The following is a 26,250-nucleotide window of genomic DNA, read 5'->3' as shown; positions in this document are numbered from 1 at the left end:
GCCATGACCGCCACAGCGTCCGCTGAGACGCCCAACCTGTCCCGCCTGCGCGGTTTCATCGCCGATTTCACCCGGCTGGTCGAACGGCAGGGCGGCGACGAGCCCGCCCTGCTCGACGCCGGCCGCCTCCTGCTGGCCGGCCTGATCGCCGAGGACGACTGGCTGCCCGACGCCTACGCGGAGCCCGACCCGGAGCGCTACCGCCAGTATCTTCTGCATTGCGACCCCCACGAGCGCTTTTCCGTCGTCAGCTTCGTCTGGGGACCGGGGCAGCGGACGCCGATCCACGACCACACCGTCTGGGGCCTCGTCGGCGTGCTGCGCGGGGCGGAGCGCTCGCAACGCTACGACCTGCAGCCGGACGGCGGCCCGCCGGTCGCCCACCCGCCGGACATCCTGGCGGCGGGATCGGTGGAGGCGGTGTCTCCCCGCATCGGCGACGTCCACGCCATCGCCAACGCGCTGCCCGACCGGCCGTCGATCAGCATCCATGTCTATGGCGGCAACATCGGCGCCATCCGCCGCTCCGTCTTCGACCCGTTGACCGGCCAACCCAAACCCTTCATTTCCGGCTACGCCAACACGGCCTTGCCCAACCTGTGGGACCGCTCGCACGCGGCGTCCCAAGCCGCCTGAGGAGATCCCCTTTATGACCGCTGCCGATACGCTGTTTGCCGACGCACCACTCGCCACCCGCAGCCCGGCCGACATCCGCCGCGCCTGGATCGCGGGCGAGGAGGTCGCCTTGCTCGACGCCCGCGAGGAAGGTCCCTACTCGCTGGCCCACCCGCTGTTCGCCGTCTCCGTCCCATTCAGCCGGGTGGAGCTGCTGGCCTACGACCTGCTGCCGCGCCGCAGCGCGCCGATCACCGTCTACGACGATGGCGAGGGCTACGCCGAACCGGCGGCCCGGCGGCTGCAGGCGCTGGGCTACGGCGACGTGACACTGCTGGAGGGCGGGCTGGCCGGCTGGATCGCCGCCGGTTTCGAGGTCTATCGCGACGTCAACGTCCCCAGCAAGGCGTTCGGCGAGTGGGTGGAGCATCACCGCCACACGCCGTCGCTGCCGGCGGCGGAGGTCAAGGCGCTGATCGACGCCAAGGCCAATCTGGTCATCCTCGACGCCCGCCGGTTCGATGAGTACCGCACCATGTCGATCCCCGGCGGCATCAGCGTGCCGGGGGCGGAGCTGGTCAAGCGGGTCCACGACATCGCCCCCAATCCCGACACGCTGGTGATCGTCAACTGCGCCGGCCGCACGCGGTCGATCATCGGCACCCAGTCGCTGGTCAACGCCGGCATCCCCAACCGGGTGGCGGCGCTGCGCAACGGCACCATCGGCTGGACGCTGGCCGGGCTGACGCTGGACCACGGCCGCGACGGCCGCTTCCCCGACCGGCTGTCGCCGGAGGGCGACGCGGCCGGCCGCAAGGCGGCGCGCGCCGTGGCCGACCGCGCCGGGGTGGGCCGCATCAACACCCGCGGACTCGACGCCTTCCGGGCCGACCAACACCGCACCCTGCACACGCTCGATGTCCGCACCCCGGAGGAGTATGAGGCCGGCCACCTGCCGGGCTTCCGCCACGCCGCCGGCGGGCAACTGGTGCAGGCGACCGACGAGTATGTCGCGGTGCGCGGCGCCCGCATCGTTCTGGCCGACGATCCGGCCGGCGGCGGTGGGCCGCGCGCCGACATGACCGCCTCCTGGCTCGCCCAGCTCGGCTGGGAGGTGCATGTGCTGGAGGGCGACGTCGCGGCGCTGGGAACCGAGAGCGGCCCCGACCGCCGCCGCCTGCCGCCGGTGCCCGAGGGGACGGCGGAGACCGTCGCGCCGCGCGACCTGCTGGCCCTGCTGGAGGCCGGCGCGGCGGCGGTGATCGACATCACCCGCAGCCCGCGCTACCGCGCCGGCCACATCCCCGGCGCCTGGTTCTCGACCCGCGCCCGGCTGGCCGAGGCGGTCGCCCGACTGCCCGAGGGGGTGCGGCCGGTGCTAACCTGCGGCGACGGCACGCTGACTCGCTACGCCGTCGCCGATTTCCCCGCCGGCCGGCGGCCGCTGCTGCTGGAGGGCGGCACCAGGGGCTGGGTGGAAGCCGGCCTGCCGCTCAGCCGCGATCTCGATCGGCTGGGGCCGGAGCCGGACGACGTCTACAAGCGCCCCTATGAGGGGACCGACAACGGCGCCGCCGCCATGCAGGGCTACATCGACTGGGAGCTTGAGCTGGTCGCCCAGTTGACGCGCGACGGCGCCCACCGCTTCCGCGTCCTGTGATCCCCGGCCCCTCCGCGCCTCGACCTGTTGGACACGCCATGACCATCGCCTTGTCCGCCTTTCTGCACCATGTCGCCGGGCCGCCCTGCTTCTGGCCGCCGGCCTGCCGACGCGGCAACACTCCGTAGGACGCCTCCGTTTCTTGAAGCTGGGGGTGGGCACGATGGCCGCGGATGGCCGCGGTCGCCGGCCCACCCCGGCGGCATGACGAAGCCCCGCGGCAGCAGGCTTCCGTACAGGTTTCCGCTTGCAGTGCCTTAACTGCCATACTAGCATTCAAACAGATCGCGAATTATCCGTGCGATCCACGATCTTGCCTGTGGGGGGCGGCCGGGCCGCGGTGCGCCGGTCACGTCCCGCATGCCGGTTGCGGGTGGAAAAGCCTTAAAAAATGGGAGGAAAGCTGATGATCGACCACGGGATGTCACGCCGCGGATTCCTCGCCGCCTCCGCCGGGACGGCCGGTCTGCTGGCGTCCGGCCGGCCGGTGTTCGCGGCGCTGTCGAAGCCGGCCAGCCCGGTCACACTGAACGTGGTGGACGTCGCCGGCAATCTGGCGCTGACCCAGAAGGCCATCGAGAACTACCGCAAGGCGAAGCCCGACTGGGTCTCGCGCATCGTCTTCTCCAAGGCCCCGGCGCCGGAGCTTCCGGGCAAGCTGAAGGCGCAGCAGGACGCCAACCGGGTGGACATCGACCTGGTGCTGACCGGCACCGACGTGCTGTCGGCCGGCATCGACCAGAAGCTGTGGGTCAACCTGCTGCCCGACCGCGCCGCCGACCTGCCCAAGCTGTCCGACATCTACCAGGAGCCGGCCGCCCGCATGCAGGGCCTTGCCGAGGGCCAGGGCGTGGTCGTCACCTACTACCCCTCCGGCCCGCTGTTCGAATACGCGCCGGAACGGGTGAAGCAGGTGCCGAAGACGGCGGCGGAGCTGCTGGCCTGGGCCAAGGCCAACCCGAAACGCTTCGGCTACGCCCGCCCGGCCAATTCCGGCCCCGGCCGCACCTTCCTGATGGGGCTGCCCTACATCCTGGGCGACAAGGACCCGAAGGACCCGGTCAACGGCTGGGAAAAGACCTGGGCCTATCTGCGTGAGCTGGGCGAAACCATCGAGGCCTATCCCGCCGGCACCACCCCGACGATGAAGGCGCTGGGCGAAGGCTCGCTCGACATCATCGTCTCGACCACCGGCTGGGATATCAACCCCCGGGTGCTGGGCGTGGTGCCGAAATCGGCCGAGGTCTTCGCGGTGGAGAATTTCCGCTGGGTCGCCGACGCCCACTACATGTGCGTCCCCCGGGGCGTGTCGACCGAGAAGCTGGCCGTCCTGCTCGACCTGATGAACCATCTGCTGACCCCGGCGCAGCAGGCCTACACCTATGACGACGGCTATTTCTACCCCGGCCCGGCGGTGAAGGGGGTGACGCTGGCGATGGCTCCGCCGGAAAGCCAGGCCGCCATCGCCGAATTCGGCCGCCCGATGTACGAAAAGCTGATCGCCGACACGCCCATCGAGCTGCCGCTGGCCGCCGACAAGCTGGTCCAGGCCTTCCGCCGCTGGGACGAGGAGATCGGGGCGCGCAAGGGCAAGTGACGCGCACCCGATCCTGATAGCAGCCCTTCTCTCCCCTGCGGGAGAAGGGCTTCGGATGACAGCGCCACATTCAGCCACGAGCCCCTGGAATGACCGTCGGACGCACCACCTTCAAACAGCTGCACCTTCAGGGCGTGAGGCGCGAGTTCGACGCCTTCACCGCGCTGAAGGGGCTGGACCTGACCATCGAGCGCGGCGAGTTCATCGCCCTGCTCGGCCCCTCGGGCTGCGGCAAGACCACGGCGCTGAACTGCATCGCCGGCCTGCTGCCGGTCAGCGGCGGGCGCATCATGCTGGACGACCGCCGGGTCGACACCCTGCGGCCGGAAGAGCGCGGCTTCGGCATGGTGTTCCAGAACTACGCCCTGTTCCCGCACATGACCGTACGCCGCAACATCGGCTTCGGCCTGCGCATGCGGGGCGTGCCGAAGCCGGAGCTGGACAAGCGCGTCGACGCGGCGCTGGCGGCGGTGCGCCTGGAATCCCAGGCGGAAAAGCTGCCCGGCCAGCTGTCCGGCGGCCAGCAGCAGCGCGTCGCCATCGCCCGCGCCATCGTGGTCGAACCGCCGCTGGTGCTGATGGACGAACCGCTGTCCAACCTGGACGCCAAGCTGCGGCTGGAGATGCGGCAGGAAATCCGCCGCATCCACCAGTCGCTCGGCTCGACCACCGTCTATGTCACCCACGACCAGGAGGAAGCCCTGTCGCTGGCCGACCGCATCGTGGTGCTGCGCGACGGCGCCATCCGGCAGGTCGGCACCCCGGCGGAGCTGTACGCCCTGCCGGCCCACCTCGACGTCGCCGATTTCATGGGCTTCCGCAACCGGGTCGACGGGCAACTGGTCGGGATGGAGGGCGAGGACGCCCTGCTCGACATCGAAGGCACGGTGATCCGTGGCCGGATGCGCGCAGCGATGCCCGGCAAGGCCGCCGTCGCCGCGATCCGCCCCGACGACCTGGGGCCGACCGACGATGGCCAGGGCATTCCGGTGCGGGTGGAGGCGGTGGAATACCGCGGGCGCGGCTTTCACGGCGTCGGCGTCACCGCGTCGGGGACCGAGCTGCATTTCGCCTCCCCCCGCCCGCTGGAACGGGGGGCCACCATCCGGCTCGGCGCCGACGCCGACCGCGTGCTGGTGTTCGGGGACGCGCGATGAGCGCGGTCATCGAACGCCGCGCCGAAGGGCCGACCCTGCGCCAGCGGCTGGCCGCCCGCGGCCTCGACGGGGCCACCCTGCTGGTGCTGCCCTGCGTGGCGCTGATCCTCGGGCTGTTCATCTACCCGTTCCTCTACGGGCTGGTGCTGTCCTTCGAGCCCAAGGACGGATCGCTGTTCGGCAACTACGTCCGGTTCTTCAGCGAACCCTTCCTCTACGGCACCATCGTCAAGACGCTGCGGCTGGCCTTCCCGGTGACGCTGCTGAACCTGCTGATCGCCATCCCCATCGCCTTCCGGGTGCGGCTGTTGCGCCGGCAGCGGCTGCTGACCACGCTGCTGGTGTTGCCGATCACGCTGGGCACCGTGCTGGTCGCGGAGGGCATGCTGTTCTATTTCGGGCCGCAGGGCTGGTTCAACCGGGCCCTGATGGCGGTCGGGCTGCTGTCCACCCCGGTGTCGGTGCTGAACGGCTATTGGGGCGTCTTCATCTCGCTGGTGCTGACCGGCTTCCCCTTCACCTTCCTGCTGACGCTGTCCTACGTCACCGGCATCGACCCGTCGCTGGAGAACGCGGCGGCGACGCTGGGGGCCGGGCCGGCCGCCCGCTTCCGTGAGATTTTCCTGCCCCTGCTGGTGCCGGGCCTCGCCATCACCTTCTGCCTGTCCTTCGTCCAGGCCTATTCGGTCCTGCCGTCGGCGGTGCTGGTCGGCGATCCCGCCAACGCCACGCGCGTCATCTCCATCGCCGCCTACCAGGCCGCGTTCGAGGAGTACGACTACTCCATGGCGTCGGCCATCGCGATGATCATGGGGGCGGTGCAGTTGCTGGTGGTGGTGGCGGCCCTGGGCTGCCGGTCACTGTTCTACCGCGGCCCCGCCGCGGGCGCCAAAGGCTGAAGGGAGGCGGTCGTGCAGAAATCCGTGATGTCCCGCCTGTGGGTCTTCGCCGTCTGGGCGGTGATCGGGCTGTTCCTGGTCAATCTGATGGGGCTGATCGCCTCGGTGGTGACCTCCTCGGTGGCGACGCGCTGGCTCGGCACCTGGTTGCCGGCCGGCTTCACCACGCGCTGGTACTTCGCCGCCTGGGACGAGTTCCAGCTGGACGACGTGCTGTGGGTCACCTTCCAGGCGGTCGGCGCCGTGGTCGTGCTGTCCGGCCTGCTCGGGGTTCCGGCGGCCTATGCGCTGGCGCGGCGGGAGTTCCCGGCCAAGCGGGCGGTGATGCTGCTGTTGCTGCTGCCGCTGCTGGTCCCGCCGATCACCTACGGCATCCCGCTGGCGACGGTGCTGTACAAGGCGGGCCTGGGCGGCACCCTGACCGGCGTGATCCTGGCCAACCTGGTGCCGACCGTTCCCTTCGTGGTGCTGGTCATGATCCCCTTCATCGAGCAGATAGATCCCCGCACCGAGGCGGCGGCCCGCGTCTTCGGCGCCAACATCTTCCAGATGTTCGTCCATGTCCTGGTGCCGATGCTGATGCCGGGCGTGCTGGCGGCGCTGCTGCTGGTGCTGGTCCGGACCATCGGCATGTTCGAGCTGACCTTCCTGGTTTCCGGTCCCGGCAGCCAGACCCTGGTGGTGGCGCTTTACTACGCCGTGTTCGCCTCCGGCGTGCGCGCGGTGCAGTCGATCGATGCGATGGCGGTGCTCTACATGGCGACGACGCTGGTCTGGCTGATCATCGCCCTGCGCTTCGTCAACCCGACCCAGATCGTCGGCCGCGGCAAGCGGTCGGTGACCTGACGCCCCGCCGGATCGGTCATCCGGAGATGACCGGATGACGGCACCGGTTCAGGGGCCTGCGTCCTCCAACGACCTGAGGAAAGGCGCGCTGGGCGTCGGCTTCATCGTGTTCTTCGTCATCTCGGCCGCCGGCCCGCTCGCCGCCGTGGCCGGCGGCATGCCGATCGGCTTCATGCTGGGCAACGGCGCCGGCCTGCCGTCGCTGCTGCTGATCGTCATCGCCATCCTGCTGGTCTTCTCCGCCGGCTACACCGCGATGGCGCGCCATGTCACCCATGCCGGTGGCTTCTACGCCCTCATCGCCCGCGGGTTCGGCGGCCAGACGGGGGCGGCCGGCGCGGCGCTTGCCATTCTCGGCTACAACGCCATGCAGGTCGGGCTGTACGGGCTTCATGGCGTGGCCACCGCCGGGTTCGTCAAGCAGGTGAGCGGAATTGACCTGCCCTGGTGGGTCTGGGCCTATTCCGCGATGGTCACCATTGCGATCTTCGGCTACCGCCGGATCGACCTGTCGGCCAAGCTGCTGGGCTTGCTGGTGATCGGCGAATACGCCGTGGTCCTGCTGCTCGACCTGTTCATCCTGAGGAGCGGCGGCGACGCGGGGCCGACCATGGTGCCCTTCACCGCATCGGCGCTGACCAGCGGAGCGCCGGCGATCGGCATGCTGTTCTGCTTCGCCTATTTCGTCGGGTTCGAAGCGACGACGATCTATGGCGAGGAGGCCAGGACTCCCGAGCGGACAATCCCGCTCGCCACCTACCTGTCGGTCCTGCTGATCGGCGGGTTCTACGCCTTCTCCTCCTGGTGCATGGTGGTCGGCGCCGGCGCCGGGGCGCTGGTCGACACCATCGCCGCCCTTCCCGATCCGACGCTGTTCACCTTTTCCCTGGCAGAGCGTTACGCCGGTCCCTGGCTGTCCCTGGCGATGGGCGCGCTGCTGGTCAGCAGCGTCTATGCCGGGTTGCTGGCCTTCCACAACGCCGCCGCCCGCTGCTTCTATTCCATCGGCCGTGACGGGCTGCTGCCGGACATCCTCGGCCGGACCCACACGGTGCACAACAGCCCCCATGCCGGGTCGCTGCTGCAAACGGGCATCGCCTTCGTCGTCATGACGGCCTTCGTCATCGCCGGGTCCGACCCGCTGCTCACCCTGTTTTCCTGGCTCACCAACCTCGCCACGCTCTGCGTCATCGCCCTGATGGCCCTGACCTCCTTCGCGGTGGTGCGGTTCTTCCAGGCGCGCCCGGAGCTGAAACAGGGTGTCCTCGGCGCGTTGCTGCTGCCGGCGACCTCCGGGCTGCTGCTCTCCGCCGTGCTGGTGCTGGCGGTGCTGCGTTTCGACGTGCTGACCGGCGAGTCCGGCCCGCTGTCCTGGGCCCTGCCCGCCCTTCTGCCGGCGGCCGGCCTCGCCGGTATCCTGCGCGCCGCCGCCCTGCGCAGGCGCAGCCCCGAACGGCACGCGCGACTGGGGCTCGGCAGAGCCTGAACGCCATGGTTCCGCAACGCGGCTAGACCGCCTCCGGTGAGGCCTCGGCAGCCACCATGACCGACGGGCCAGCATCGGTCCTCCGGCTGGCGAAGGTGCTGGCAAAGGTCAACAGGGTGCAGGCCGCGATGTAGACCGCCGGTGCCGACGGCATGCCGCTCCACCCGATCATCGCGGACGCAGCCAGCGGCGCGAAGCCGGACAGGACGGTGATGCTGACGTTGTACGACAGGGCGATCCCGCTGAAGCGGACCCGCGTCGGGAACAGGTTGGCGAGGATGCTCGGCCATATGCCGCTCGAAATCGCGAACGCCAGCGACAGCAGCGCCATCAGGAGGATCAGTTGATCGCTGCCGGCGGCGATCCGCGACCAGATCGGCACGACCGCCACCATCAGCAGCCCGGAGCCGACCCGCAGCACCAGATGACGCGGGAGGTAATCCCCCACCCACCCGGCAACGATCAGGCCGGCCGAGCTGACCAGAAGCGCGGTCATCATCGCCAGCGCCGTCTGCGACGGGCTGTAATGGAGCGTCTGCACGAGGTAGGCGGGGACGAAGCCGTACAGCATCCCGTTGAAGCCGCCGACCACCGCCGCCACCCCGGCGCCGGTCAGCACGGCGTTCCAATGCTCCCGCAGCAGCTCGCGGATGGGGTTCCTGGCGCGGGAATGCATGCGCAGGAATTCCGGCGACTCCTCCAGCGAGCGGCGCAGAAGGTAGCTGACGCACCCGATGAACCCGCCGAGCAGGAAGGCGATGCGCCAGCCGTAGGAGGCGACGTCGGCAGGAGGGAGCGCGTACTGGATGCCGAGATTGACCAGGGTGGCGACCAGCACGCCGACGTTGACGCAGAGAATGATGAAGCCACAGGCAAGGCCCGATCGTTGCGGCGCCGCCTCCACCGCGTAGGTCAGGGCGCCGGGCAACTCCCCTCCCAGGCAGATTCCCTGGACGAGCCGCAGGCCGACCAGGATGAGGGGCGCCGCCAACCCCAGTGTTTCATAAGAGGGCAGCAGGCCGATCAGGATGGTGGACACCGTCGTGCAGACCAACGACCCGAGGAACACCGGACGGCGGCCATAGCGGTCGCCGAGGGTGCTGAGCACGATGCCGCCGAGCGGCCGGGCAAGGAACCCCAGAGCCAGGACCGAAAACGACAGGATGAGGGAGACGTAAGCATCGCCCGCCGGAAAGAACTGCTTCGCGATGTACTGCGCGAAGATGCCATAGATGATGAAGTCGTAGTATTCCAGCGACCCGCCCAGGCTCGCGAGCCCGATGACGCGCCACTGTGATCGGTTGAGACGGGGGGTGGGTGCCGCTTCGGTCGTTGGTGTTGCCTGTGGCATGCTGCTCGTCCCTTCCTGTGCTTTTTTTGCCAAACCACGTCGGAGCCCCGGGATGGTTCGGGGTCTTTCATAGGCTTACAGAAGATTCGCGATCCGGACGATCCGTGTATTCCATGTGTCCGCCCTGCGGACAGTCCGCCCGCGTGCCCGCTGGATGCGCCGGAGTGTCCGGCCTGCGGACGCCGTCAATTCGGTTTTTGCCGGCGACCGCGACGTGGAACAATCCTCGCCGACGCCATGAACCGGATGACGGGTGGAGACACATGACGAGAACAACAACGCCGAGCGCAACGCCGCCGGCTGCGGGCGACCAGGGTACCGTAGGCGGCACCCCGCGGGAGGCTGCCTCCCCGGATGCCCCCTACCCGCCACTGTCGGATGCCGAGTGGCCGCCGGAGCTGGCCGACATGCTGGGCGGCTTTGCCGGCCGGCTGAATGTCTATCGGGTGATGGCCCACAACCCGGCGCTGCTGCGCTCCTGGGCGGCGTTTCGCGACCATGTGGTGGTGCGGAACGCGCTCGGCCCGCAGCGCAGCGAGGTTGCGATCCTGCGCACCGGGCACCGGCTGGGGGCGTCCTACGAATGGGCGCACCACGTCTGCCGCGGCCGCGCCTGCGGCCTGGACGACGCCCGCATCCTCGGCATCCGGGGCGAGCCGGAGGCGATGGCCCCCGAGGACGCGGTGATCGTCCGCGCGGTCGACGACCTGATCGACCACGCCCGCCTCTCGCCGCCGGTGCGCGAGGCACTGGCGGCGCTGGTCGGCACCGCGGGCGTGTTCGACGTGATCGCAACCGTCGGGCTCTACAGCACGCTCGCCTTCATCGTCGGCAGCTTCGACACGCCGCTCGACGAGGACGTCGCCGCGCAGCTAGCCGATCGTCCGATCGGCTGAGTCGGTGTCCAGCACGGCCGAAATGCGCGCCGCGATCTGGCGAAGCGGCGCCTCCAGGGTGGCCAGCGCCTGGTCCAGCGTCATGGCGCTGCGGATCCAGATCACCGAAAGCGATGCGGCGATGGTGCCGGAGACCATCACCGGCACCGCGATGCTGGCCGTCTGCGGCCGGAACTCCCCGGCGTCGCGGACGGCGAGCCCGCGCGCGGCGACGTCGCGGAGCAGGCCGCCGAGGGTGCGGCTGTCGAGAAACGGCACATCCTCCGGGTCGTCCAGACGGCGGATGTGGTCGAGGATCAGGTCCCGTTCGCGCGCATCGCAGTGGCCGAGATAGCAGCGTCCGGCCGAGGTCCGCAGCATCGGCAGGCGACAGCCGGTCATGCCGCGGTCGATCGACAGCGGGCTGCGGCCGTGCGTCGTCTCCTGGATGACCATCGCCGCATTCTCGTAGACGCTGATGTCGAGCGGCCAGACGATGCGCGGGGCGTATTCGCCGAACAGCGGGCCGGCGACCTGGCAGATGCGGGAGGTGACCGCATAGCCGTCGCCGAGGCTCGCCGCCAGCCGCGTCACCCGGACCTGATTGCTGGTCGGCGACATGACGACGTAGCCCTGCTCCTCCAGGGTCTGCAGCAGACGGTAGACCGTCGGGCGCGGAATGCCGAGCGCCCGGGCGATGCCGCCCGGGCGGGCCTCGCCCACCGCGTTGACGTGACGCAGAATGCTCAGGCCGCGGGTCAGCGCGCGCACCGCGTCGCGCGCCTCCCCATTCCGTTCCGGTCCCTCGTCCAAAGCCATGAGCGATCCTAGCACGGTGCCGGCTCAGGTGGGGATCACCCTTCCGCCACCACCGGGTTGCGCAGGATGCCGATGCCGGAGATCTCCACCTCCGCCACATCGCCGGGCCGCATCCACAAAGGCGGCGTCCGCTTGGCCCCGACCCCGCCCGGCGTGCCGGACACGATGACATCGCCCGGCAGGAGCGGCAGGATGGTCGAGCAATAGGCGATCAGCGTCGGCACGTCGGTGATCATCAGGTCGGTCGTCGTCCGCTGGACCACCTCGCCGTTCAGGCGGGTGACCAGGGTCAGGCGCGACGGATCGGGGATCTCGTCCGTCGTCACCATCCAGGGACCGAAGCCGCCGGTTCCGGCGAAGGTCTTGCCGGGCATGAACTGCGAGGTGTGGCGCTGCCAGTCGCGCACCGAGCCGTCGTTGTAGCAGGCGTATCCGGCCACATGCTCCAGCGCGCGCGCCGCCGGGATGCGCCGGCCACCCTTGCCGATGATCACCGCCAGTTCGCCCTCATAGTCGAACTCGTCGGACTCCAGCGGCTTGACCAGCGGTTGGCCATGGCCGATCTGGCTGCCGGCGAAGCGCGCGAACAGCACCGGGTTGGCGGTGACGGTGCGGCCGGTCTCCTGGACGTGGTCGTGGTAGTTCAAGCCGACGCAGAGGATCTTGTCCGGGTTCGGGATCACCGGCTCGAACGTCACCTCGTCCGGGGCATGGTCGGGCGTCGCATCGGCCAGGGCCGCGGCGCGGCCGATCCCCCCGGCGGCGATGAAGTCGCGCAGGGTCGCTTCGGGGACAAGGCGGGCGAGATCGACGACACCGCGCTCGGTGACGATCCCGTAGCGGGCGACACCGTCGATGGAAAAGGAACAAAGCTTCATGGTCAGACCATCTCCGGTTCTGGCAGGTTGGCGGATGACAGCTTGGTGAATGACAGCGGCAGCGCCGCGAGGAGGTCGGCAAGGCCTTCCGCCGTTTCGGCGGTGCCGAGAATGTAGCGGTCGGGCCGCAGCAGCACGGCGCGGGCGCCGAACCGGGCCAGATGGCCGGCAGCGTCGGGCGCATCCGCCGTGGTGACGAGCGCGACCGTCGCCGGCACGCGCAGGCCGGCGACCAGCGCGGGTTCGGCGACAAGGACCGCCCCTGCCCCCGTCACGTCGTCCAGCCGTCGCCCGTCGGCGAGCCGCGGCTGTCCGAACAGCCGGCCGGCCTGGGGGCCGGTGCCGAGCCCGGGCCCGAGCGGCGGATAAATGGACTCCATCCGCGCGGCGCCGTCCGGCGCGCGGAACGCGGCGCGCAAGGCCGCTTCGGTGCCGCTCGTGTTGATCAGGCGGCCCAGCCGGACGGCGGTGGTGATGTATTCCCGGACGTTCGGGTGACGCTCGCTCTGGTAGCTGTCGAGCAACGACTCGCCGGCCGGGCCGTCAAGCGCCAGCGCCAGCTTCCAGCCGAGGTTCGCCGCGTCGCGGATGCCGGCGCACATCCCCTGTCCCATGAAGGGCGGCGTCTGGTGGGCGGCGTCGCCGGCCAGGAACAGGCGGCCGCGCCGCCAGCGTTCGGCGATCAGCGAATGGAAGGTGTAGACGGCGGCGCGTTCAAGCTCCGCCTCGTCGGGTGTGATCCAGGGGGCCAGCAGCCTCCACACCTCCGGTGCCGTGGCGATCCGGGCGCTGTTCTCATCGGGCAGCACGGTGATCTCCCACCGCCGGCGGTTCTCCGGCCCCCGCACATAGGTCGCCGGACGTGCCGGGTTGCAATGCTGGATGGAGTGGTCGCCCAGTTCCGGCTTCGGACGCGTCAGCAGGACGTCGACCACCAGCCAGCGCTCGTGAAAGCCGTAATCCTCCATCCCGGTTTCGATGAAGCGGCGGACGAGCGACCGCGCCCCGTCGCAGCCGACGACGTAGCGGGCGCGGACGCGGTGGATGCGTCCGCGGCTCATGTCCTCGTAGCGGAGATGGACGTGGTCGCCCCGCTCCTCGATGGCGAAGGCGTCGCAGCGGGTCCGCACCTCGACATCGTCGCGCGCGGCGAGGCCGTCGCGCAGGATCGCCTCCAGATCCGGCTGGTGGACCCGGTAGCTGGCGTGCCAGCCCTGCGGCCCGACCTCTTGCGGGCGCGGCCAGTCCAGCAGCAAGCGACCGTCGGCGTCCAGAAAGCGCATCCCCGGATTGACCCGTGTCCGCGCCGCGATCCGGTCCGCAAGCCCGATCGTCTGGAAGACCCGCATGACCTCGTCGTCGAAATGCACGGCGCGGGGCAGATGGTAGGCCGCCGATTCACGCTCAAGCACCAGCGTCCTCACCCCATGCAGGCCGAGCAGATGCGCCAGCGTGGCCCCGACGGGGCCGAATCCGACGATGACGACGTCGAAATCCTCCTCGTCCGGTCGGTTCGTCTCCATTCCGGTCTCCCTTGGTTCTGTGTTCATGGATCAGCGCCCCTGCCCGGCCAGTTCGCCGAAGAGCCAGGGGCAGTCCGCCACCGGCGGGGCGCGCCGGCCGTTCCGCGCCGCCTCCAGCCGCATGTCGCGCAGCCGGGCCCGTCCGGCCTCCTCGGCCAGGTAAAGCCGTTCGTGGCCCCAGAAGCTCGGCCCGTCGAAGGTCTCCTGCGGCTCCCAGGTCGCGGGGTCGATCACCCGCCCGCCCCAGCCGTTCTCGACAAAGAAGCCCGAGGGCGAATGCGCGTAGTAGGAGGTCATGTAGTCGTTGGCGTGCCGACCCAGCGTGTAGGCGACGCGGCCGTCCTCCCGCTGGGCCAGGTCCAGTCCCTGCCCGACGTCGTCGAGGTTCTTGAACTCGACCATGAAATGGTGAAAGCCCGCCCGGCCCGATCCCACCATCGCAAAGCTGTGGTGGCGGCCGTTGACGTGGAAGAAATACAGGGGATAGGGCGTGAGCCCGTAGTCGGTGACGCGGAAGCCGAGAAGGTCGCGGTAGAAGGGCAGCAGCGTGTCGATGTCGTGCACATGCAGCACGGCGTGCCCCATGCCCAGCGGTCCGGTGTTGAACCCGTCGATCGGACGGCCGGGGATGAACGGATCGGTCGCCCGCATCGGGTTCCAGAACAGCTCGATCCGGTTGCCGGCAGGATCCTCGAAATGGATCAGCGCCTCGACGAAGCGCCGGTCGGCCAGCGCGCGGCTTCCCGGCGACACGCGGATTCCGGCGCGGTCGAGACGCGCGGCAAAGCTCTGGAGATCGTCGCGGGCCGCGACCTCCCAGCCGATGAAGGCCAGCGTCTCCCCGGGCTCGTCGGACACGAGGAGCCGCTGGACCCGATCGTCCATGCGGAAGGCCAGCGCCTTGCCGCCACGGTCGATCGTCTGCATGCCGAGCAGACGGCCGGCAAAGTCCGACCAGTCGTCCAGCCTGTCCGAGCGCACCCCAAGATATCCCAACGCCGTAACCGCCATGGCCGCCTCCTGCCGCTGCAAGCTGTGTCCCCGTTTTTAGAGCGGCCGACGACCGACGCCTTGTTGATTTCCCCACGTGTCCGCCTAGCGGACAATCAGGGTTGCTGACGAGCGGATGGGACTGCTCCGGGCCGCTGCCGGCACCTGGGAACACCTCCACACGACACGCTCGCCGGGAGGTCGAAGACCGCGCGATCGGCGGCAACGGGCAGCCATGGGCGGAGGGTCATCGATGAAAAACCTCACCCCTCGCGGAGGCTCACGCTTGACGTCGACTTAATTTCCTATTTTCATATAGGGAATAGATGTGATTTGACGTATCCAAACTGTTCTTATTGCCTCGGCGGGCGCTCAAAAACGCCCCGGATCACGCGCGGCCTCGGCGATGTCGTCGAACCGGCCGCAAGACCCCCGCCTTGACCTTTTCCCGGAGCCCCGCTCCGCAGGAGACCATCATGAGCCTCAGCCATCACTTTTCCCCGTCGCGCCGCCACGCTCTCGGCCTCGGGCTTGGCGCCCTCGCCGCCGGGCTCTCGCCCCTGTCGGTGCGGGAAGCGCGGGCGGCCATTCCGGCCGGCACGGTGCTGAAGGTCGGCGACCAGAAGGGCGGCGTGCAGTCGGTGGTGGAGGCGGCCGGGCTTCTGGCCGACCTGCCCTACCGCATCGAGTGGAGCCAGTTCCCGGCGGCCGCCCCGCTGCTGGAGGCGCTGAACGCCGGCGCCATCGAGGTCGGCTACGCCGGCGACGCGCCGACCACCTTCGCGCTGGCCGCCGGGACCGCAGCGAAGATCATCGGCGCCGTGCGCTCCAACCCGCAGAGCACGACCATCCTGGTGCCCGGCGCATCATCCATCCGCAGCGTCGCCGACCTGAAGGGCAAGATCATCGGCACCGGGCGCGGCTCCATCGGCCATTACCTCGTGCTGGCCGCGCTGAAGGCGAACGGCCTGAAGCCCGATGACGTCAGGATCGCCTTCCTGCTGCCGTCCGACGCCAAGTCGGCGCTGGCCGCCGGCTCGATCGACGCATGGTCGAGCTGGGGAATCTATGTGTCGCAGGCCCTGCTGGTCGACGGCGCCCGCGCGGTCGTCACCGGCACCGGCCTGATGAGCGGCCTGTCCTATCAGACCGCCACGCTGGAGGCGGTCGCCAGCAAGCGCGAGGCGTTGGCCGACCTGATCCGCCGCACCGCCGCCGCCCGGCTGTGGGCGCTGGAGAACAGCACCGCCTACGCCGACATCTGGGCCAAGGCGGTCGGCGTCGATCCCGCCATCGCCCGCCACACCTTCGGCGTCGAGCGGGCCCAGCCGGTCGCCATCGACGGCACGGTCATCGGCGACCAGCAGGCCACATCCGATGTCTGGCGCGAGTTCGGCATCATTCCCAAACGGCTGGATGCGGCGGCGATCTTCGATCCCGGCTTCAACAGCGCGCTGCCAGCCTGACGGCGCGGGGACGCGGCGCGCATGGCGATGCTTCCCACCAACCTCGACATGGACGTGCTGCGGGCGCTGGTGATCGCCATGGAGCATGGCGGCTTCGCCCGCGCCGCCGAGCGGCTGGGGCGGACCCAGTCGGCGATCAGCCTGCAGATGAAGAAGCTGGAGGAGCAGGTCGGCCAGCCGCTGTTCCGCAAGGCCGGCCGCACCGTGGCGTTGACCGATGCCGGCGACCTGCTGCTGGGCTACGCCCGCCGCATCGTCGCCCTGAACGACGAGGCGCTGTCGGCGGCGCGCGGCCGGGCGATGGACGGCACCGTGCGGGTCGGCTTCCCGCAGGATCTGGCGGAACGCTGGCTGCCGGCCGTGCTCGGCTCCTTCCACCGCGCCCACCCACGCATCCATGTCGTGGCCCAGGTCGGCCGCGGACGCGAACTGCGCGACCGGGTGGCGCAGGGGGCGCTCGATCTGGCGCTGGCCTTCGGCGAGATCGGCCTGACCGCGACCGCCAGCGGTGCGGCGACGCTGGCCCATCTGCCGGTGGCCTGGGTCGCGCCGGAGGGCTTCCGCGCCGATCCGGACACCCCCTTGCCGCTTGCCCTGCTCGACGCGCCCTGCATGTTCCGCCAGCACGGCATCGACCGGCTCGACGGCGGCGGGCGATCCTGGCGCATCACCTTCACCAGTCCCAGCCTGTCCGGCCTGTGGGCGGCGGTGGAGGCCGGGCTGGGCGTCACGGTCCGCACGCCGTTGGGGCTGCCGGACACGCTGGCGATCCTGGGGCCCGGCTGCAGCCTGCCGGAACTGGGCGCCGTTCCGCTGGAACTGCACCGCGCGCCGTCGGCGGCCAGCCCGGCGGTGGACCGCCTGTGCGGGATCCTGACCGACTCCCTCGACGCCATGCTCGCCAACGGCCAACCTCATAAACTACAGAATGAAATAGTTACTTAAGTTTTTCTCAACATTCCTTGTTGTGTTTTTTGTTTTTCCTATTCTCGCAATAGGGATATGCTTTCTTCCACAGCCACCACGTCGAACGGCTTCGGGGGAAACATGACGGCAACCACCGCGACCACGACACCGGGACGGCGATCCCGCCCAATCCGGCTCGCGGCAGGCCTGCGCCGCTGCGCGGTGCCGCTGGCGCTGCTGGTTCTGTGGCAGGCCAGCGTCGGACTGGGCTGGATCTCCACCCGTTCCATTCCGTCGCCCAGTCAGGTCCTGGTCGCCTTCTGGGAGCTGACGGCCAGCGGCGAGCTGGCGGTGCATCTGCTGGTGTCGCTCGGGCGGGTCAGCGCCGGGCTGGCCATCGGCGTGTCGGCCGGCACCCTCTGCGCCCTGATCGCCGGCCTGTCGCGACGGGGTGAGGATGCGTTGGACGCGCTGCTGCAGATGCTGCGCACCCTGCCCCATCTGGCGCTGGTGCCGCTGTTCATCCTGTGGTTCGGCATCGGCGAGACGCCGAAGATCGCCCTGGTGGCGCTCGGCACCGCCTTTCCGATCTACCTGAACCTGTTCGCCGGCATCCGCACCGTCGACGCCAAGGTGGTGGAGGCCGTCTCCACCCTCGGCCTGACCCGGTGGGAGCTGATCGCCCAGGTCATCCTGCCGGGTGCCCTGCCCGCCTTCCTGACCGGCCTGCGCTACGCGCTCGGCGTGGCGTGGCTCAGCCTGGTGGTGGGGGAGCAGATCAACGCCTCCAGCGGCATCGGCTATCTGGCGATGACGGCGCGGGAGTTCCTGCGCACCGACGTGATCATCGTCGCCCTGATCGTCTACGCCATCCTCGGCCTGCTCGCCGACCTGATCGTCCGCGTCGTCGAACGCTCGGCGCTGATCTGGCGACCGGCCTTCATCAAGGAGTGACCCGCGATGAGCCACGCCCTTCCCCGAGTTCCCGCTTCTGCGCCGGTCGTGACGGTGCGCGGCCTCGTCCGCAACTTCGGCAACGGCAATGTGCTGGACGGCCTGTCGCTCGACCTCCAGCCGGGGTCCTTCACCGCCCTGCTCGGCCGGTCCGGCTGTGGCAAGTCCACGCTGCTGCGCACGCTGGCCAAGCTGGATCCGGCGCCGGAGGGCACGGTCCGACTGCCCGACGCCCGCGCCGTGGTGTTCCAGGAACCGCGGCTGGTCCCCTGGATGCGGGTGCTACGCAACGTCACGCTGGGCCTACGCCATCCCGATGCCGAGGCGCGCGGCCTCGCCGCCCTGGCGGAGGTCGGGCTGTCCCACCGCGCCCGCGCCTGGCCGCTGACCCTGTCGGGCGGCGAGGCGCAACGGGCGGCGCTGGCGCGCGCCCTGGTGCGGGAACCGCGCCTGCTGCTGCTGGACGAGCCGTTCGCCGCGCTCGACGCGCTGACCCGGCTGCGCATGCAGGGGCTGGTGGAAACGCTGTGGCGCGCCCACGCCCCGGCCGTGCTGCTGGTGACCCACGACGTCGACGAGGCGCTGCTGCTGGCCGACCGCGCCGTGGTGATGGCGAACGGCACGATCGCCGCCGACATCCCGATCCCGCTCGCCCGTCCCCGCCGCCACGGCGACCCCGGCTTCATCGCGCTGCGCTCGCGCCTGCTGGCCGAACTCGGCGTCGACGAGGAGCATCTCGCCACCCGGGAGCCGCAGCGGGCCGACGCCAGGACCAACAGTGCGAAGCCCGGCGGCTATGGCCTGCCCGCCGGCGCCGCCGCCGCGCCGAGCCTCTGAAACCCACCGCCGACGGACGCCCCCAGCCATGACCATCGACACCGCCCGCCTTTCCTTCGTTGCCGGCATCGGTGCCCGCCTGTCCGTCGTCGCCGTGATCAAGGACGACGTGAACTGGCAGGTGGTGCTGGTGCCGCCGGGAAGCCCGATCCAGTCGGTCGCCGACCTGAAGGGCAAGCCCGTCGGCTATGTCCGCGCCACCACGCAATACTACCTCGCCAGGATGCTGGGCGAGGCTGGTTTGCGCTTCACCGACATCCAGCCGGTCGGCCTGACCCCGTCGGAGGGACAGGCCGCCTTTGACCAGGGCGCGCTCGATGCCTGGGCGATCCACGGCTATTCGGTGCCTTTCGCCATCAGGAAGGGGGGCGCGGGTCCTCGTCACCTCCAACGGCTATTTGTCGGGCAACCACCTGTATCTGGCCGCGCCCGACGCGCTGGCCGATCCGGGCAAATCGGCCGCCATCGGCGTGCCGGTCGAGGTCGACCTGGAGATCCTGCGCAAGAATTCCCGCCAGCGCGACCTGGCACCGATCACCGACGCCGACGTCGCCTCGACCCAGAACGTCGCCGACACCTTCCACCAGCTGGGTGTGCCGCCGAAGCGCATCGACATCGCCCCGGCCTTCGACCGCCGCTTCACCGACATCCTGTCGCGTCCGCTCAGCTGAGCGGCACGGCCCCGAAAAAAGCCCTTTCCCAAATCCTCTCTCGCCACGCCCAAGAAGGGACCACCGCCATGACCGCGTCCACTCATCCGCTTCGCTTCGTCGGCTTCGTCGGCAACCACAACGCCTCGGAGATCATCCCGCGCCAGGGTCCGGTGGTCGACCGCGACTACATCGAGACGGTCGCCAAGGCGCACGAGCTGGGCGGCTTCGATTCGGTGCTGCAGGCCTTCCACGCCGACGCACCCGACAGCCTGCAGGTCAGCCAGCACATCACCAGCGTCACCGACCGGCTGGGCGTGCTGATCGCCCACCGCCCCGGCTTCCAAGCGCCGACCATCCTGGCCCGCCAGCTCGCGACGCTGGACCAGTTGAGCCGCGGCCGCGTCGCCATCAACGTCATCACCGGCGCCGAGCGCAGCGAGCTGGCCCGCGACGGCAACACGGTGGATGACAAGGACGACCGCTACGCCCGCACCTCCGAGTTCCTCGACATCGTCCGCGCCGAATGGACCAGCGAGGCGCCGTTCGACTACCAGGGCCGCTTCTATCAGGTCGAGAAGGCCTTCTCGCAGGTGAAGCCCTACAACCCGTCGGGCATCCCGGTGTGGATCGCCGGCGCCTCCCAGGCCGCCGTCGAGGTCGCCGGGCGCCACGCCGACACCTACGCGGTGTGGGGCGAGACGCACGACCAGGTGCGCGAACTGCTGGCCCGCGTCCGCGCCGCCGTCGCCAAGGCCGGTCGTCCGCAGCCGGCCTTCAGCCTGTCATTGCGCCCGATCCTCGCCGAGACCGAGGACGCCGCCTGGGCCAAGGCCGACGCCATCTATGAGAAGGCCAAGGCGTTGCTGGAGAAGACCGGCTTCACCCGCGGCGACCTGCCGAACAACGAAGGCGCCCGCCGCCTGCTGGCGATCGCCGACCAGGGGCATCGCCACGACAAGCGGCTGTGGACCGCCATCGCCGGCCTGACCGGGGCCAAGGGCAACTCCACCTCGCTGGTCGGCACGCCCGATCAGGTCGCCGACGCGCTGCTGGATTATTACGACCTTGGCGTCACCACCTTCCTGATCCGCGGCTTCGACCCGTTGCCCGACGCCATCGCCTATGGCCGCGACCTGCTGCCGCGCGTCCGCCAACTGGTGGCCGAGCGCCAGCGCGCCCAGTCCGTCGCGGCGGAGTGAGCATGACCCGGTCGCAGGTCGGCACCCACCAGGGCGGCGCCTACAACCTCCACCCGCTGTGGGAATGGATCGTCGCCGCCGAACCCGACCTGCTCGACTGACCCGCCCCGTCCCCACCGCTCGCGAAAGCCGTCCCGCCATGACCGACACCCCCGCCGTCTCCCTCTCCCGCCGCGGCCTGATCGCCGCCGGTGCCGTCACGCTTGCCGCCCCCTTCGTCCTGCGCCGCCGGGCGGTGGCGGCGGAACCGCTGCGCCTGTCCTGGAACGCCGGTGCGGTCTGCTTCTCCGCCGTGCCGCTGGCCTTCCAGCTCGACCTGTTCAAGAAGCACGGGCTGGAGGTCGATCTGGTCAACTTCACCGGCTCCACCGACCAGTTGCTGGAGGCGATCGCCACCGGCAAGGCCGATGCCGGCGTCGGCATGGCGTTGCGCTGGCTGAAGCCGCTGGAGCAGGGCTTCGACGTCAAGATTTCAGCCGGGCTGCATGGCGGCTGCATGCGGCTGATCGGGGCGAAGGCGGCCGGGGTGAAGACCCTGCTGGACCTGCCCGGCAAGACCATCGGCGTCAGCGACATGGCCAGCCCGTCGAAGAACTTCTTCTCGATCGTGCTGACCAAGTTCGGCATCGACCCGAACAAGGACGTCGAATGGCGCCAATATCCCGCCGACCTGCTGGGGCTGGCGGTGGAGAAGGGTGAGATCCACGCCATCGCCGACGGCGATCCGCTGGTCTGGCGCCACACCAAGGACCCGCAGCTGGTGGAGATCACCAACAACGTCTGCGGCGAGTTCGCGACCCGCACCTGCTGCTTGGTCGGCGTGCGCGGCAGCCTGCTGCGCGACAACCGGCCGGCGGCCAGGGCGCTGACCGCCGCGCTGATCGAGGCCCAGCACGCGGCCTACGCCGACCCGCGGGCCGCCGCCGTGGCCTACGCTCCCTACGCCCCGAAATTCCCGGTGGAGGAGCTGGAGGCGATGCTGCGCAGCCACACCCACAACGTCACCCCCATCGGCGACGAGCTGCGCCAGCAACTGGCGCTCTACACCGACGAGCTGAAGAGCGTGTCGGTGATCAAGCGATCGACCGACAGCCAGCGCTTCGCCGGCCGCATCACCGTCGATCTCGCCTGATCCCGTCGCCTGATCCTCTTCCCCCGCAGCGGACCCGCCAGCCATGCCCTTCGACGACCTGCCCTTTCCGGCCGCCTCCTTCGCCAACGCCGGCTTCGCCCCGATGGTGGACGAAGCGCTGATCGCCGCCCTCGCGACGGAATTCGCCCTGCGCGCCGCCGAGCATGACGCCGCCGCCAGCTTCCCCTTCGAGAATGTCGAACGGCTGCGGGCGGCCGGGCTGCTGGCGCTGGTCACGCCGGAGCCGGCCGGCGGCACGGGCGGTGGCCTGAGGGACGCGCTGGCGGTGGTGGGCGGGGTCGCGCGCGGGGAGCCCTCCACCGCGCTGGTGCTGGTGCTGCACTACGTCATCCACAGCCAGCTCTGGCGCGGCCCCGCCTGGCCGGAGGCCTTGCGCGAGCGCATCGCCCGCAGCGCCGCGACCGACGGTGCCCTGATCAACGTCCTGCGGGTGGAGCCGGACATGGGCACCCCCCACCGCGGCGGCCTGCCGGCCACCGTGGCGCGCAAGGTGCCGGGCGGCTGGCGGATCTCCGGCACCAAGATCTACTCCACCGGCATCCCGGCACTGTCCTGGCTCGGCGTCTGGGCCCGCACCGACGACGACGAGCCGCGGGTCGGCACCTGGGTGGTCCCGCGCGGCGCCGGGCTCGCGGAGCAAGGCATCGCGGTGCGCGAGACCTGGAACCACATCGGCATGCGGGCCAGCGGCAGCCACGAGGTGACCTTCACCGACGTCTTCGTTCCCGACGACCATGCCGGCGAGCTTCGCCCGCCCGCCGGCTGGACGGCGCCCGATGCGGTCGCCACCGCCTGGATGTCCACCCTGTTCAGCGGCGTCTATGACGGCATCGCCCGTTCGGCGCGCGACTGGCTGGTCGGCTTCCTGCACGCCCGCAAGCCGACCGGATTGGGAGCGGCGCTGGCAACCGTCCCCCGCCTGCAGGAGGCGCTGGGCGGCATCGAGGCGCTGTTGCTGACCAACCGTGTGCTTCTGCGCTCGCTGGCGACCGCGGTGGATGGCGGCGTTACGCCGTCGGCCAGCGACAGCCTGCTGGTGAAGTACACCGTCACCAACAACGCCATCGAGGCGGTGGCGCGGGCGCTGGAGGTCACCGGCAACCCTGGCCTGTCGCGCGACAACCCACTGGAGCGCCATCACCGCGACGTGCTGTGCGCCCGTGTCCACGCTCCGCAAAACGACATGATCCTGACCGGCGCCGGCCGCGCCGCCCTGGCCCGGCAGCCGGGTTGATCCAGGCGGGCGGTCAGGCGGCGCCGTCCCCCGGCGTGGCGAAGGTCTTGCGGCCCGCCTCCAGGATCTCGTCCGACAGGGCGGGATCGTCGACGGCGCGCGCCAGAACCAGGGCACCGACCATGCCCGACAGGGTGGCAAGCGCCGCCCTGCGCCTGGCCTCCGCCGACTTGCCGGGCACCATCCGGCCCAGCACGTCGAGGAAGGGCCGCAAGCCGCGGGTGAAGGCGCCGCGCGCCACCCCGCCCTGCCGCGCCGCATCGACGCCGAGCGCCGCGACCGGACAGCCGGCGGCGCTGTTGTCGCGGTGAACCGGCGACAGATAGCCGGCCAGCAGCGCCGACAGCGCATCGTCACCCGACGTCTCCGCCGTCCGGGCCCAGCGCTCCGCCGCCGCCGCCATCGCCTGGGCGCAGGCCTCCGCCGCCAGATCGTCCTTGGAGGCGAAATGGCCGTAGAAGCCGCCATGGGTCAGGCCGGCCTCCTTCATCAGGTCGGCGACGCCGATGCCGTTGAAGCCGCGCTCGCGGAACAGCGCGCCCGCCACCTCGACGATCCGACGCCGGTTCTCCGCCGCCTGCTCCTTGCTCACCCGCATGCCGCACCCCCGGTCACCAGGCGCCGGCCTGGCACCCGCCTGAAAAACACACCGGCAAATTATATGACGATCATCATCAATTTTGCAAACACCGCGGAGGCGGGAATCCGGCCCTGTCAGACGCTTGAGCTGGAAAGCCGGGCCAAGCGACGCTGCCGGACCCGCCGGCCGAACAGGACCTCCCGCCTCAACAAGTTGACGGTGCCCGGTCGACTGACGCTTGAACATCGAACGGATCTTTGACCAAGATCGTCCGAACGACGATTTTTCCGGAATCTGGACCATGTCAGCGGGTGTGTTGGGTCGTGGCATCGCTTACCGTGCGAAACGGATCGCCCTTCTCGCCCCGCTGTGGCTGGCCGCCCTGCCGCCGGCGGCGTCCGTCGCGGCCGGGGCGGAGGCCACACCCCCCTCTTCCACGGTGACCGTTCCGGGGCCGGCGGCCTTGCCGACATCTCCGCCGGCGGCTCCGGGGGATGCGCCGGCGATGCCGGAGCGGAGGGTCGGCCTGCTCGGCTCGGCCGCGCAATCGGCCGGGGCCGCCGCGCACTCCCTCTATCAGGGAGGGTCATGGGCGCTGTGGTCGGTCGCCGAGGGCGCCGCCGCCGTCTATTCCGGGGTTGGACAGGCGCTCTACGAAACCGCCTACATGATCGGAAGCAACCAGACCCCCTTGTCGCGGAGCGAGTATGTCGATCCGGTTGCCGACCTCCTGAACACACCCGACCCCGCCGCCTCGAACGCGCCGGCGGCCCCGCCCGGGCCCGCAGCGGCAGCGGCAGCGGCGGCGCCCGCAGCGGTGACGGACGCCGGCCAGCCGCCCCAGGCGCTCCCCGCCCCGTCGCCGGACCCGACCGAAGCCCAGGCGGCGCCCGTTCTCAAGCCGATCGAACCCGGCTTGCTCGCCAACCTGCTGTACGACCGCTCCGCGCGCAACGCCGACGGCTCCTTCTTCGTGCCGAAGAGCCTGCAGCGCATGTTCGAGGTACGCACCGCGCGCGTCACCGAAACCGAGGTGCGCGCCGGCATCAAGCTGAACGGCCGCGTCGTGCCGGATCCGCAGGCGCATGGGCAGGTCGAGGCCGGGCTGCTGGGCCGGATCGAGCCGCCGGAAACCGGCATGCCGGTTCTGGGGGACGTGGTCCGCAAGGGCCAGATCCTGGCCAACGTGGTGCCGGTGGTGGGCGTGGTGGACCGCAGCCAGGTCCGGCGCGAGGTCGCCCGGCTGACCCACGAAATCCGCCTGACGGCCGAAGGCATCGAGATGATGCAGCAGTTCCGCTTCGTGCCGTTCCGCGAGGGCAAGATCGTGCAGATGCAAATCCGGCTCGACGGGCTCCGGCAGGAACGGGCGGCGCTGCTGCCGATGCTGAAGACGCAGGAATCCCTGCGCTCGCCAATCGACGGGGTGATCGCGGCGACCACCGCGGTGGCCGGGCGCGTCGCCCAACCCGGCGAGACGGTGTTCGACATCGTGAATCCGCAGTTGCTCTGGGTCGAGGCCACGGTGCCCGATCCGACCATCGCGGCCGAGGCGGAACGCGGCACGACGGCCACCGCACGGACACCGGAGGGGCAGACCCTGGCGGTGACCTACGTCGGCAGCGGCCCGGCGGTCCGCCAGCAATCGACGCCGATGCTGTTCCGCATCGAAAACCCGCCGAAGGGGTTGCGGGTGGGCCGCCCGGCGGCCGTCCTGCTGGCGGGACAGCACCGCGCCCAGCGCGGCCTGCCGCTGCACCGCTCGGCGATTTCGACCGGGTCGGACGGGGTTCAGCAGGTCTGGGAGCAGACCGACGCCGAAACCTTCGTGCCGCACGCGGTCCAGACCCAGGACATCGACGCGCAGACCGTGCTGGTCCTGAGCGGGTTGAACGAAGGCGCGCGGGTCGTCGTCCGCGGCGTCAGCCTGATGGCGCAGTTGCAATGAGGACGATCATGCATCGATTCCGGCAAAAACCGCACCGCAAGCCGGGCCGGCCCTTCAGCCTCGCCCTCGGGTTGCTCGGCCTGCTGGCCATGCTGGTGGCCGGACCGGCCGCCGTTCGTGCCGACGGCGGTGACGATGCGGCGCCGAACCGGTCACCCCGTGTGATGGTGCCGATCGGCGGCGTCCAGGTCGTGCTGGTGTCGAGCGGCGACCAGCTCTACGCCTTCGTCGACCGTGTCGACGGCAATGAACCGGTCGAGGGCGCCAGCCTGACCGTGTCGCGTGTCGGCACCCGCGCGCCGGTGGCACTGAAGGAGGAAGCGCCCGGTTTCTTCGTGGGCCCCCTCAAGCGCGGCGGATCGGCGCAGGACACCTTCACGGTGTCGCTCACCTCGACCGACGGCAGCGGCGAACAGACGGCGAAGCTGCTGTATGACGACGCCCCGGCCGCGGCGGGCTCCGGCGGCGGCCGAAGCTTCGGGCGCCTTCTGTCCATCGCGCTGGTGTCCGGCGCGATCGGGGCGATGGGCAGCGTGATGGCGATGCGCTGGTGGTATCAGCGCCGCCGCCGGGCCGAAGCCCCGCCGCTGGTGCGGATGACCTGAGCCGTGCCGTTGCCGACCG

24 protein-coding genes and 1 pseudogene are annotated in these 26,250 nt (G+C 70.4%); 19 read left to right on the top strand and 6 right to left on the bottom strand.

All coding sequences use genetic code 11. The features are described from left to right. The first annotated feature begins 3 nt into the window (after positions 1-3). From TSO352_RS12825 to TSO352_RS12795, 7 genes are all read left to right on the top strand, one after another. Entirely contained in the window at positions 4-636 is a 633-nt protein-coding gene (locus TSO352_RS12825) for a cysteine dioxygenase (protein ID WP_109107713.1), read from the top strand. Positions 637-649: 13 nt separating this feature from the next. After that, positions 650-2,275 carry a rhodanese-like domain-containing protein gene (locus tag TSO352_RS12820; RefSeq protein ID WP_109107712.1) on the top strand — a complete coding sequence of 542 codons (1,626 nt, stop codon included), beginning with the start codon at positions 650-652 and terminating at the stop codon, positions 2,273-2,275. A gap of 406 nt (positions 2,276-2,681) precedes the next feature. Next, positions 2,682-3,872 (top strand): extracellular solute-binding protein, encoded by a 1,191-nt coding sequence (locus tag TSO352_RS12815; protein ID WP_109107711.1) that lies wholly within the window; start codon positions 2,682-2,684, stop codon positions 3,870-3,872. An 89-nt stretch (positions 3,873-3,961) separates the two neighbouring features. Continuing rightward, complete coding sequence (locus tag TSO352_RS12810; protein ID WP_109107710.1) at positions 3,962-5,029, top strand: ABC transporter ATP-binding protein; 1,068 nt, start codon at positions 3,962-3,964, stop codon at positions 5,027-5,029. Then, positions 5,026-5,928 (top strand): ABC transporter permease subunit, encoded by a 903-nt coding sequence (locus TSO352_RS12805; protein WP_109107709.1) that lies wholly within the window; start codon positions 5,026-5,028, stop codon positions 5,926-5,928. The genes TSO352_RS12810 and TSO352_RS12805 overlap by 4 nt, the downstream gene beginning before the upstream one ends. 12 nt (positions 5,929-5,940) lie before the next feature. Continuing rightward, positions 5,941-6,774 carry an ABC transporter permease subunit gene (locus TSO352_RS12800; RefSeq protein WP_247872067.1) on the top strand — a complete coding sequence of 278 codons (834 nt, stop codon included), beginning with the start codon at positions 5,941-5,943 and terminating at the stop codon, positions 6,772-6,774. Positions 6,775-6,808: 34 nt separating this feature from the next. Continuing rightward, positions 6,809-8,260, top strand: a complete 1,452-nt coding sequence (locus TSO352_RS12795; RefSeq protein WP_109107708.1) for an APC family permease — start codon at positions 6,809-6,811, stop codon at positions 8,258-8,260. 22 nt (positions 8,261-8,282) lie between these two features. Here the strand turns inward: TSO352_RS12795 and TSO352_RS12790 are convergent, their stop codons facing one another. Continuing rightward, the gene (locus TSO352_RS12790) at positions 8,283-9,611 is read right to left on the bottom strand and encodes an MFS transporter (RefSeq protein WP_109107707.1); all 1,329 of its coding nucleotides are present in this window, start codon (positions 9,609-9,611) and stop codon (positions 8,283-8,285) included. Positions 9,612-9,874: 263 nt separating this feature from the next. Here TSO352_RS12790 and TSO352_RS12785 point away from each other — a divergent pair, with 263 nt between their 5' ends. Next, the gene (locus TSO352_RS12785; RefSeq protein ID WP_109107706.1) at positions 9,875-10,507 is read left to right on the top strand and encodes a carboxymuconolactone decarboxylase family protein; all 633 of its coding nucleotides are present in this window, start codon (positions 9,875-9,877) and stop codon (positions 10,505-10,507) included. Here the strand turns inward: TSO352_RS12785 and TSO352_RS12780 are convergent. From TSO352_RS12780 to TSO352_RS12765, 4 genes are read right to left on the bottom strand one after another with little or no spacing between them, the layout of a single operon-like run. After that, on the bottom strand, positions 10,484-11,305 hold the full coding sequence (locus TSO352_RS12780) for a DNA-binding transcriptional regulator (RefSeq protein ID WP_109107705.1): 822 nt from the start codon (positions 11,303-11,305) through the stop codon (positions 10,484-10,486). The genes TSO352_RS12785 and TSO352_RS12780 overlap by 24 nt on opposite strands. A gap of 35 nt (positions 11,306-11,340) precedes the next feature. Beyond that, positions 11,341-12,183: a fumarylacetoacetate hydrolase family protein gene (locus TSO352_RS12775; RefSeq protein WP_109107704.1), complete on the bottom strand. Its 843-nt coding sequence runs from the start codon at positions 12,181-12,183 to the stop codon at positions 11,341-11,343. Between the two features lie 2 nt (positions 12,184-12,185). Then, the gene (locus TSO352_RS12770; RefSeq protein WP_109107703.1) at positions 12,186-13,706 is read right to left on the bottom strand and encodes a bifunctional 3-(3-hydroxy-phenyl)propionate/3-hydroxycinnamic acid hydroxylase; all 1,521 of its coding nucleotides are present in this window, start codon (positions 13,704-13,706) and stop codon (positions 12,186-12,188) included. 30 nt (positions 13,707-13,736) lie between these two features. Continuing rightward, a complete protein-coding gene (locus tag TSO352_RS12765; protein WP_109107702.1) occupies positions 13,737-14,717 on the bottom strand; it encodes a VOC family protein in 981 nt (326 codons plus the stop codon). Between the two features lie 455 nt (positions 14,718-15,172). Here TSO352_RS12765 and TSO352_RS12760 point away from each other — a divergent pair, with 455 nt between their 5' ends. The 9 genes and pseudogenes from TSO352_RS12760 (at position 15,173) to TSO352_RS12720 (ending at position 23,098) form a co-directional block, all read left to right on the top strand. Continuing rightward, positions 15,173-16,162 carry an ABC transporter substrate-binding protein gene (locus TSO352_RS12760; protein WP_109107701.1) on the top strand — a complete coding sequence of 330 codons (990 nt, stop codon included), beginning with the start codon at positions 15,173-15,175 and terminating at the stop codon, positions 16,160-16,162. A gap of 21 nt (positions 16,163-16,183) precedes the next feature. After that, entirely contained in the window at positions 16,184-17,107 is a 924-nt protein-coding gene (locus tag TSO352_RS12755; RefSeq protein ID WP_109107700.1) for a LysR substrate-binding domain-containing protein, read from the top strand. 102 nt (positions 17,108-17,209) lie between these two features. After that, positions 17,210-18,022 carry an ABC transporter permease subunit gene (locus TSO352_RS12750; RefSeq protein WP_109107699.1) on the top strand — a complete coding sequence of 271 codons (813 nt, stop codon included), beginning with the start codon at positions 17,210-17,212 and terminating at the stop codon, positions 18,020-18,022. Positions 18,023-18,028: 6 nt separating this feature from the next. Then, positions 18,029-18,859, top strand: coding sequence for an ABC transporter ATP-binding protein (locus TSO352_RS12745; RefSeq protein WP_109107698.1), 831 nt, complete (start codon positions 18,029-18,031; stop codon positions 18,857-18,859). After that, positions 18,819-19,130, top strand: a pseudogene (locus TSO352_RS33945) (ABC transporter substrate-binding protein); the annotation flags it as partial. The gene TSO352_RS12745 and the pseudogene TSO352_RS33945, both read left to right, overlap by 41 nt. Before the next feature lie 127 nt (positions 19,131-19,257). Further along, positions 19,258-19,530 carry a hypothetical protein gene (locus tag TSO352_RS33940; protein ID WP_247872197.1) on the top strand — a complete coding sequence of 91 codons (273 nt, stop codon included), beginning with the start codon at positions 19,258-19,260 and terminating at the stop codon, positions 19,528-19,530. A 68-nt stretch (positions 19,531-19,598) separates the two neighbouring features. After that, on the top strand, positions 19,599-20,711 hold the full coding sequence (locus tag TSO352_RS12735) for an LLM class flavin-dependent oxidoreductase (RefSeq protein WP_109107697.1): 1,113 nt from the start codon (positions 19,599-19,601) through the stop codon (positions 20,709-20,711). Positions 20,712-20,850: 139 nt separating this feature from the next. Then, positions 20,851-21,843, top strand: coding sequence for an ABC transporter substrate-binding protein (locus tag TSO352_RS12725; RefSeq protein ID WP_109107696.1), 993 nt, complete (start codon positions 20,851-20,853; stop codon positions 21,841-21,843). 43 nt (positions 21,844-21,886) lie between these two features. Beyond that, entirely contained in the window at positions 21,887-23,098 is a 1,212-nt protein-coding gene (locus TSO352_RS12720) for an acyl-CoA dehydrogenase family protein (RefSeq protein ID WP_109107695.1), read from the top strand. 13 nt (positions 23,099-23,111) lie between these two features. Here TSO352_RS12720 and TSO352_RS12715 read toward each other — a convergent pair whose 3' ends face one another. Continuing rightward, positions 23,112-23,696, bottom strand: a complete 585-nt coding sequence (locus TSO352_RS12715) for a TetR/AcrR family transcriptional regulator (protein ID WP_109107694.1) — start codon at positions 23,694-23,696, stop codon at positions 23,112-23,114. Between the two features lie 487 nt (positions 23,697-24,183). Between TSO352_RS12715 and TSO352_RS12710 the strand changes: the two genes are divergently transcribed. Together TSO352_RS12710 and TSO352_RS12705 are read left to right on the top strand one after the other, a co-directional pair. Next, positions 24,184-25,626 carry an HlyD family efflux transporter periplasmic adaptor subunit gene (locus tag TSO352_RS12710; protein ID WP_109107693.1) on the top strand — a complete coding sequence of 481 codons (1,443 nt, stop codon included), beginning with the start codon at positions 24,184-24,186 and terminating at the stop codon, positions 25,624-25,626. An 8-nt stretch (positions 25,627-25,634) separates the two neighbouring features. Further along, positions 25,635-26,231 carry a hypothetical protein gene (locus tag TSO352_RS12705; protein ID WP_109107692.1) on the top strand — a complete coding sequence of 199 codons (597 nt, stop codon included), beginning with the start codon at positions 25,635-25,637 and terminating at the stop codon, positions 26,229-26,231. Positions 26,232-26,250: the final 19 nt, after the last annotated feature.

The sequence above is a fragment of the Azospirillum sp. TSO35-2 genome (assembly GCF_003116095.1).
Taxonomy (GTDB): Bacteria; Pseudomonadota; Alphaproteobacteria; order Azospirillales; family Azospirillaceae; genus Azospirillum.
This window is presented reverse-complemented; position numbering and strand designations above follow the sequence as displayed.

What these genes read in the sequence shown, in the direction of transcription:
- TSO352_RS12825 (WP_109107713.1), top strand. Translation starts at nt 4, where the DNA reads ATGACCGCCACAGCGTCCGCTGAGACGCCCAACCTGTCCCGCCTGCGC.
- TSO352_RS12820 (WP_109107712.1), top strand. Translation starts at nt 650, where the DNA reads ATGACCGCTGCCGATACGCTGTTTGCCGACGCACCACTCGCCACCCGC.
- TSO352_RS12815 (WP_109107711.1), top strand. Translation starts at nt 2,682, where the DNA reads ATGATCGACCACGGGATGTCACGCCGCGGATTCCTCGCCGCCTCCGCC.
- TSO352_RS12810 (WP_109107710.1), top strand. Translation starts at nt 3,962, where the DNA reads ATGACCGTCGGACGCACCACCTTCAAACAGCTGCACCTTCAGGGCGTG.
- TSO352_RS12805 (WP_109107709.1), top strand. Translation starts at nt 5,026, where the DNA reads ATGAGCGCGGTCATCGAACGCCGCGCCGAAGGGCCGACCCTGCGCCAG.
- TSO352_RS12795 (WP_109107708.1), top strand. Translation starts at nt 6,809, where the DNA reads ATGACGGCACCGGTTCAGGGGCCTGCGTCCTCCAACGACCTGAGGAAA.
- TSO352_RS12790 (WP_109107707.1), bottom strand. Translation starts at nt 9,611, where the DNA reads ATGCCACAGGCAACACCAACGACCGAAGCGGCACCCACCCCCCGTCTC.
- TSO352_RS12785 (WP_109107706.1), top strand. Translation starts at nt 9,875, where the DNA reads ATGACGAGAACAACAACGCCGAGCGCAACGCCGCCGGCTGCGGGCGAC.
- TSO352_RS12780 (WP_109107705.1), bottom strand. Translation starts at nt 11,305, where the DNA reads ATGGCTTTGGACGAGGGACCGGAACGGAATGGGGAGGCGCGCGACGCG.
- TSO352_RS12775 (WP_109107704.1), bottom strand. Translation starts at nt 12,183, where the DNA reads ATGAAGCTTTGTTCCTTTTCCATCGACGGTGTCGCCCGCTACGGGATC.
- TSO352_RS12770 (WP_109107703.1), bottom strand. Translation starts at nt 13,706, where the DNA reads ATGGAGACGAACCGACCGGACGAGGAGGATTTCGACGTCGTCATCGTC.
- TSO352_RS12765 (WP_109107702.1), bottom strand. Translation starts at nt 14,717, where the DNA reads ATGGCGGTTACGGCGTTGGGATATCTTGGGGTGCGCTCGGACAGGCTG.
- TSO352_RS12760 (WP_109107701.1), top strand. Translation starts at nt 15,173, where the DNA reads ATGAGCCTCAGCCATCACTTTTCCCCGTCGCGCCGCCACGCTCTCGGC.
- TSO352_RS12755 (WP_109107700.1), top strand. Translation starts at nt 16,184, where the DNA reads ATGGCGATGCTTCCCACCAACCTCGACATGGACGTGCTGCGGGCGCTG.
- TSO352_RS12750 (WP_109107699.1), top strand. Translation starts at nt 17,210, where the DNA reads ATGACGGCAACCACCGCGACCACGACACCGGGACGGCGATCCCGCCCA.
- TSO352_RS12745 (WP_109107698.1), top strand. Translation starts at nt 18,029, where the DNA reads ATGAGCCACGCCCTTCCCCGAGTTCCCGCTTCTGCGCCGGTCGTGACG.
- TSO352_RS12735 (WP_109107697.1), top strand. Translation starts at nt 19,599, where the DNA reads ATGACCGCGTCCACTCATCCGCTTCGCTTCGTCGGCTTCGTCGGCAAC.
- TSO352_RS12725 (WP_109107696.1), top strand. Translation starts at nt 20,851, where the DNA reads ATGACCGACACCCCCGCCGTCTCCCTCTCCCGCCGCGGCCTGATCGCC.
- TSO352_RS12720 (WP_109107695.1), top strand. Translation starts at nt 21,887, where the DNA reads ATGCCCTTCGACGACCTGCCCTTTCCGGCCGCCTCCTTCGCCAACGCC.
- TSO352_RS12715 (WP_109107694.1), bottom strand. Translation starts at nt 23,696, where the DNA reads ATGCGGGTGAGCAAGGAGCAGGCGGCGGAGAACCGGCGTCGGATCGTC.
- TSO352_RS12710 (WP_109107693.1), top strand. Translation starts at nt 24,184, where the DNA reads ATGCCGGAGCGGAGGGTCGGCCTGCTCGGCTCGGCCGCGCAATCGGCC.
- TSO352_RS12705 (WP_109107692.1), top strand. Translation starts at nt 25,635, where the DNA reads ATGCATCGATTCCGGCAAAAACCGCACCGCAAGCCGGGCCGGCCCTTC.